We start from the raw sequence: 6,240 nt of genomic DNA on the forward strand, positions 1-6,240 counted from the left end.
CGGCTGCGGCTGCGGCTGCGGTGCCAGGTGGGCCAGCTCCGGCGGGATCACCTCACCCTCCTCACCGAGGGTGCAGGTCACCAGCGTGACGCGGGCGCCCTCGGCGGCGTACTTGGCCATGGTGGCACCGTTGTTGATCGACTCGTCGTCAGGATGCGCGTGCACCAGCAGCAGACGGCGGTCGGGATCCGAACCCGAACTCATGACCCGACCCTAACGGGACGGGACCGTCAGAACTTGATGTCGCCGAGCATCCCCGCCACGTTCGTCGTCACATCGCGGATGGTGGGGGCGATCGATGAGCCTGCCAGGTAGAAGCCCAACAGCATGCACACCACCGCGTGTCCCGCTTTCAGCCCCGACTTCTTGACGAGCAGGAAGACGATGATCAGCAGCAGCACCACCGCTGAGATTGAGAGTGCCACGGCGCTTCACCTCCAAGTACGCGCGGGCGGCAACGGATCCGGACAGCATGAGCCCATGACAGGGACGGGCCTCCGGCCGTATGCCGGGCCCCGCCACTGCAATCGATCATAACTACCCGTCAGATGTCATGGACCGGGTGCACGGGTGCAGAAGAGGGGCGCATATTCGGTTCCGGCCACAGCCGCGCGCACCCGCGAGGGCCTACGCTCTGGCGCATGGCCACGACCTTCCCGCGGCAGTACGCCCGCACCCAACGGTTCACCCTCGGCGCCCCGCGCGCGTTCACCGTTTCCCCCGACGGCTCACGTGTCGTCTTCCTCCGCTCCCGCGAAGGCACTGACCGGGCGAATCTGCTGTGGGTACGGGAACCGGCCGCGGCACGGGAGTATGTCGCGGCCGACCCCGGGCGTCTTCTCGGCGGCGCCGCCGAGGAGTTGTCCCCCGAGGAACGCGCACGTCGCGAACGCAGCCGCGAAGGCTCCGCCGGAATCGTCGGATATGCCACCGACATGGAGGTCGGCATGGCCGCCTTCACGCTGTCTGGGCGCCTGTTCACCACCGATCTGCGCACCGGGACCGTGAGCGAACTGAGCACGCCCACGCCCGTCGTGGACCCGCGCCCCTCCCCCGACGGGCGGAGCATCGCCTACGTCTGCGGGGGCGCCCTGCGCGCCATCGAGGCGGACGGCACGGGCGACCGCGTGCTGGCGGCCCCCGAAACCGGCACGGTCACCTACGGATTGGCCGAATTCGTCGCCGCCGAGGAGATGGACCGCAGCCGCGGCTTCTGGTGGTCCCCCGAGAGCGACCGGCTGCTCGTCGCCCGCGCCGACGACGCGCCCGTACAACGCTGGTGGATCGCCGACCCCGCCAACCCGGAACAGGAGCCGGCCGAAGTGCCCTACCCGGCGGCCGGCACGCCCAACGCGGAGGTCACGCTCCACCTGCTGAGCGCCGACGGGAAGTTCCCCCTCGGCCCTGGCGGGCCTGGGGGGACTCCCGGCGCGATCGAGTGGGACCGCGCCCGCCACCCCTACCTCGCCCGCGTCCACTGGTCGGCCGGCGGGCCGCCCCTGCTGCTCGTACAGTCCCGCGACCAGCGCACCCAGCTCTACCTCGGCGTCGACACCGGGACCGGAACCACCACCACCCTGCACACCGACGAGGACCCGGACTGGCTGGAGCTCTTCAGCGGGGTGCCCGCCTGGACGCCGGACGGGCGGCTGGTCCGGATCGAGGACACCGCGGCGACACGGGTACTGGTGGTGGGCGACCGCGCGTTCTCGCCCGCGGGGTTGCACGTACGGGCGGTGCTCGACGTCGGCGCGGACGGCGTGCTCTTCTCCGCCTCCCCGGGCGGCGGCCCCGACGAGCCACTCGGCCGGGGGGTCGGGGACATCGGCGTCTACCGCGCGCGGTTCGCCGCGGACGGCTCACTCGCGGGCTGTACGCGCCTCACCGCCGGCGACGACGACGGGAGGGCGCATGTGGCCTCCGCCGTGTGCGCCGGTGACACCCTCGTGCTCGCCACCGCGGCACTCGACCGCCCGGGCACCCGGGCCACCGTGCTGCGCCTCGCCGAGAACGCCACCGACGGCCCCGTGGCCCCCTTCGACGTCATCGCCTCGCACGCCGAAACGCCCCTCCTCACCACCGCCCCGCGCCTGCTGCGCACCGGCAAGCGCGAGATCCCGGCGGCCGTCGTGCTGCCCACCGGCTACCGCGACGGCGACGGCCCCCTGCCCGTCCTCATGGACCCCTACGGCGGCCCGCACGCCCAGCGCGTGGTGGCCGCGCACAACGCCTACCTCACCTCGCAGTGGTTCGCGGACCAGGGCTTCGCCGTGGTCGTCGCGGACGGCCGCGGCACCCCCGGTCACTCGCCGGCCTGGGAGAAGGCGGTCTCCCGCGACATCGCCGCCGTCACCCTCGACGACCAGGTCGAGGCGCTCCTCTCGCTCGCGGAGAGCCACCCGCTGGACCTGGACCGGGTCGGCATCCGCGGCTGGTCCTACGGCGGTTACCTCGCCGCGCTCGCCGTGCTGCGCCGCCCCGACGTCTTCCACACGGCCGTCGTGGGCGCCCCGGTCACCGACTGGCGGCTCTACGACACGCACTACACCGAGCGCTACTGCGGCACCCCGCAGGACGACCCCGAGGTGTACGCGCGTACGTCCGTGATCACCGACGAGGGCCTCTCCGGTGCCGTCGACCGGCACCGCCCGATGCTGCTGGTGCACGGCCTCGCGGACGACAACGTCGCGGTGGCGCACACGCTGCGGCTCTCCTCCGCCCTGCTCGCCGCGGGCCGCCCGCACGAGATGCTGCCGCTGTCGGGGGTGACCCACATGACGCCGCAGGAGCAGATCGCGGAGAACCTGCTGCTGTGCCAGGTGGCCTTCCTCAAGCGCACGCTGGGCGTCGCGTAGCGCGGGCGCCGCGACACGCCTACGGGCGCCGCCGCGAGCTTCTCGCGACGGCGCCCGTCGTACCGACGATCACAACCGACCCTCAGGTGGTCTGCTCCGGCACCGCGTCGGCGGGCTGGCCCTCCTCCATCGCCAGCAGCGCCTTGTCGAGGATGATGTCCTCCTCGCGGGCGGTCGTCGATCCCTCCTCGGGGAAGTGGCAGGCGGTCAGATGTCCCGCGAGGTTGCCGGAGATCTGGACCAGCGGCGGCTCGTCCGTGGCGCACTTGTCCTGGGCCTTCCAGCAGCGCGTACGGAAGCGGCAGCCGGAGGGGGGGTTGATCGGGGAGGGCACGTCGCCGGCGAGCCGGATGCGCTCGCGCTCCTCCTCCTCGTTGTCGTTCAGCTTGGCCTCGGGCACGGCCGAGAGCAGCGCGTGGGTGTAGGGGTGGCGCGGCCGGTTGTAGATCGAGTCGCGGTCGCCGACCTCGACGATCTTCCCCAGGTACATCACCGCGAGCCGATGCGAGAAGTGCCGGACGATGGCGAGGTCGTGCGCGATGAAGACGAACGCGATGCCCAGCTCGCTCTGCACCTTCTTCAGCAGGTTCACGACCTGCGCCTGGATGGAGACGTCCAGCGCCGAGACCGGCTCGTCCGCCACGATCAGCTTCGGCTCCAGGGCGAGTGCGCGGGCGACCCCGATGCGCTGGCGCTGACCGCCGGAGAACTCGTGCGGGAAGCGGTTGTAGTGCTCGGGGTTGAGGCCGACCGTCTCCAGCATCTCCCGGATGCGCTTCTCCCGGCCGCCGGGCGGGTTGATGCCGTTGACCTCCATCGGCCCGCCGATGATGGAACCGACCGTCTGCCGCGGGTTCAGCGACGAGTACGGGTCCTGGAAGATCATCTGGATCTCGGAGCGCACCGGCGCCAGCTGCTTGCGGCTGGCGCGCGAGATGTCCCGGCCCCGGTAGGTGATGGTGCCCCTGGTCGGTTCCAGGAGCCGGGTCAGCAGCCTGCCGGTCGTGGACTTGCCGCAGCCCGATTCACCGACGAGGCCGAAGCTCTCGCCCGGCATGACGCTCAGGTCGATCCCGTCGACCGCTTGGACCGCTCCCACCTGCCGCTTGAAGGGGAAGCCGCCCATGATCGGGAAGTGCTTGGTCAGACCCTTGACCTGGAGCAGGGGCTCGTCCGTGCTGGGGACCTTGTCCCGGGGCTCGTCCTGGGGCTTGGTCAGGGTGAGTTCGTCGCTCATTGCTGTCAGTCTCCCTAGCCCAGCCGGGGCTTGATCTGCTCGATGAAGAAGGTCTGCTTCTGCTCGGCCGTCAGGTGGCAGGCGGCGCCGCGGCCGGCGGGCAGCTCGGGCCGGTCGGCGTTGCAGGAGCGGTTCCCGGCCACTTGGTCCACGAAGTCGCAGCGGGGGTGGAACGGGCAGCCCGGCGGCGGCGAGAGCAGGCTGGGCGGGGTGCCGTGGATCGGCACCAGCGCCTCGTTGACGTCGCTGCTCAGCCGCGGCATGGAGCCCAGCAGGCCCCAGCTGTACGGGTGCTGGGGTGCCCGCAGCACCTGCGCGACCGTGCCGCGCTCGACGGCGCGCCCGCCGTACATCACCAGGATGTCGTCCGCGACGTTGGCGATCACGCCCAGGTCGTGGGTGATGAAGACGATCGCCGAACCGAACTCCTGCTGGAGGTCCTTGAGCAGGTCGAGGATCTGCGCCTGTACGGTCACGTCCAGCGCGGTCGTCGGCTCGTCGGCGATGAGCAGGTCGGGGTTGCACACCAGCGCCATCGCGATCATCGCGCGCTGCCGCATGCCGCCGCTGAACTGGTGCGGGTAGTCGTTGACCCGCAGCTTGGCGTTGGGGATGCCGACCTTGTCCAGCATCTCGACCGCCCGCAGGTGCGCCTCGCGCTTGGACGCGCCCAGGTGCTTGCGGTACGGCTCGCCGATCTGCCGGCCCACGGTGTAGTACGGGGACAGCGCGGTCAGCGGGTCCTGGAAGATCATCGCCATCTTGTTGCCGCGCAGCGACTCCAGCGTCTTCTCGCGCGCCCCCGTCAGCTCCTGGCCGTCCAGCAGGATCTCGCCGGAGACCGCCGTCTTCCGCGGGTTGTGCAGCCCGAGTATGGAGAGGTTGGTCACCGACTTGCCCGAGCCGGACTCGCCGACGATGCCGAGGGTCTGGCCACGCTCCAGGTCGAAGGAGAGGCCGTCGACGGCCTTGACGGTGCCGTCCTCGGTGTCGAAGTGCACGTACAGGTCGCGTACGGACAGGAACGCGCCGGAGGCGCCGGCCTCCCGCGGCGTCGGGACGTCCGCTTCCTTGGTCAGGGTGGTCACAGCGGTACTCCTAGGCCAGCCGCACGCGCGGGTCGATGAACGCATAGGCGGCGTCCACGATGACGTTGAACATGATGATGAAGGTCGCCGCGAAGAGCATCACGCCCATCACCATGGGCAGATCGGTGTTCTGCACGGACTCCACCGCCAGCCGTCCCAGCCCCGGCAGCGAGAACGTCCACTCGGTGATCATCGCGCCCCCGAACAGGGAGCCGAGGTCCACGCCGAAGATGGTGACGATGGGGATGAGCGAGCCGCGCCAGGCGTAGCGGAAGAAGACGAACTTCCCCGACATGCCCTTGGCCCGCGCCGTGCGGACGTGGTCCTCCGCCAGCTGTTCGATCATCGAGGAGCGGGACAGACGGGTGTAGTTCGCGGTGAAGATGATCTGGACCACCAGCCACGGAATGAGCAGGCCCATGAACCAGCCGGCCGGATCCTCGGTCAGCGGTACGTACTTGGGCTGGTCCAGCAGGCCCAGGTTGAAGACGAACAGCGCGAGCACCAGCGGGCCGACGAAGTAGATCTGCATCGAGCTGAGCACCAGCGAGGCGGTGCTGAAGACCTTGTCGGCGAGCGTGCCGCGCTTCCATGCGGCGATCATGCCGGCACCAAGACCGATGGTGAGGAAGACGGCGGCTCCGCCGACGGTCAGCGAGACCGTGGTGGGGAAGCGGTCGAGGATCGTGTCCCAGACCGGCTCGGAGTTGGCGAAGGAGTAGCCGAAACACGGTGCTGGGCAGGCCCCTTGAGCGAAGTCCCGGCCGGTCACGATGCCCGCCATGAAGTGCCAGTACTGCATGGGCAGGGGCTCGTCGATGCCCATGTTCTTGCGGATGATTTCCAGCGCGTCCGGTGTGCAGTTCTTCCCGCAGGCCAGCAGGGCCGGGTCGCGCGGTATCGCGTAGAAGAGGAAGAACGTGACCGCGCTGATGATCAGCAGGATCACTATCGCGCCGAGCAGCCGGCGGGTGAGAAAACGTAGCATGGCGGGACGCAGCTCTCGTGGGCAGCGGATTCGTGGGTGGGGGAACGGGCCGGTGGTGCCCGCCCCGGAGGG

General features: G+C 70.3%; 6 protein-coding genes. 1 reads left to right on the top strand and 5 read right to left on the bottom strand.

The window, feature by feature from the left end; genetic code table 11:
• Positions 1-204: PIG-L family deacetylase (locus ACRDP3_RS06010; RefSeq protein ID WP_431515768.1), on the bottom strand; the 204-nt coding region annotated here is incomplete at its 3' end.
• A 26-nt stretch (positions 205-230) separates the two neighbouring features.
• Complete coding sequence (locus ACRDP3_RS06015) at positions 231-425, bottom strand: hypothetical protein (RefSeq protein WP_431515769.1); 195 nt, start codon at positions 423-425, stop codon at positions 231-233.
• Between the two features lie 216 nt (positions 426-641).
• On the opposite strand from ACRDP3_RS06015, the gene ACRDP3_RS06020 reads away from it, so the two are divergent.
• Complete coding sequence (locus tag ACRDP3_RS06020; RefSeq protein WP_431515770.1) at positions 642-2,855, top strand: prolyl oligopeptidase family serine peptidase; 2,214 nt, start codon at positions 642-644, stop codon at positions 2,853-2,855.
• A gap of 82 nt (positions 2,856-2,937) precedes the next feature.
• Here ACRDP3_RS06020 and ACRDP3_RS06025 read toward each other — a convergent pair whose 3' ends face one another.
• The 3 genes from ACRDP3_RS06025 to ACRDP3_RS06035 are packed head-to-tail and all read right to left on the bottom strand — an operon-like array spanning position 2,938 to position 6,168.
• On the bottom strand, positions 2,938-4,092 hold the full coding sequence (locus ACRDP3_RS06025; RefSeq protein ID WP_431515771.1) for an ABC transporter ATP-binding protein: 1,155 nt from the start codon (positions 4,090-4,092) through the stop codon (positions 2,938-2,940).
• 14 nt (positions 4,093-4,106) lie between these two features.
• Positions 4,107-5,180, bottom strand: coding sequence for an ABC transporter ATP-binding protein (locus tag ACRDP3_RS06030; RefSeq protein WP_431515772.1), 1,074 nt, complete (start codon positions 5,178-5,180; stop codon positions 4,107-4,109).
• Between the two features lie 10 nt (positions 5,181-5,190).
• Entirely contained in the window at positions 5,191-6,168 is a 978-nt protein-coding gene (locus ACRDP3_RS06035; RefSeq protein WP_431515773.1) for an ABC transporter permease, read from the bottom strand.
• Positions 6,169-6,240: the final 72 nt, after the last annotated feature.

It is taken from the genome of Streptomyces sp. (assembly GCF_050698815.1).
Taxonomy (GTDB): Bacteria; Actinomycetota; Actinomycetes; order Streptomycetales; family Streptomycetaceae; genus Streptomyces.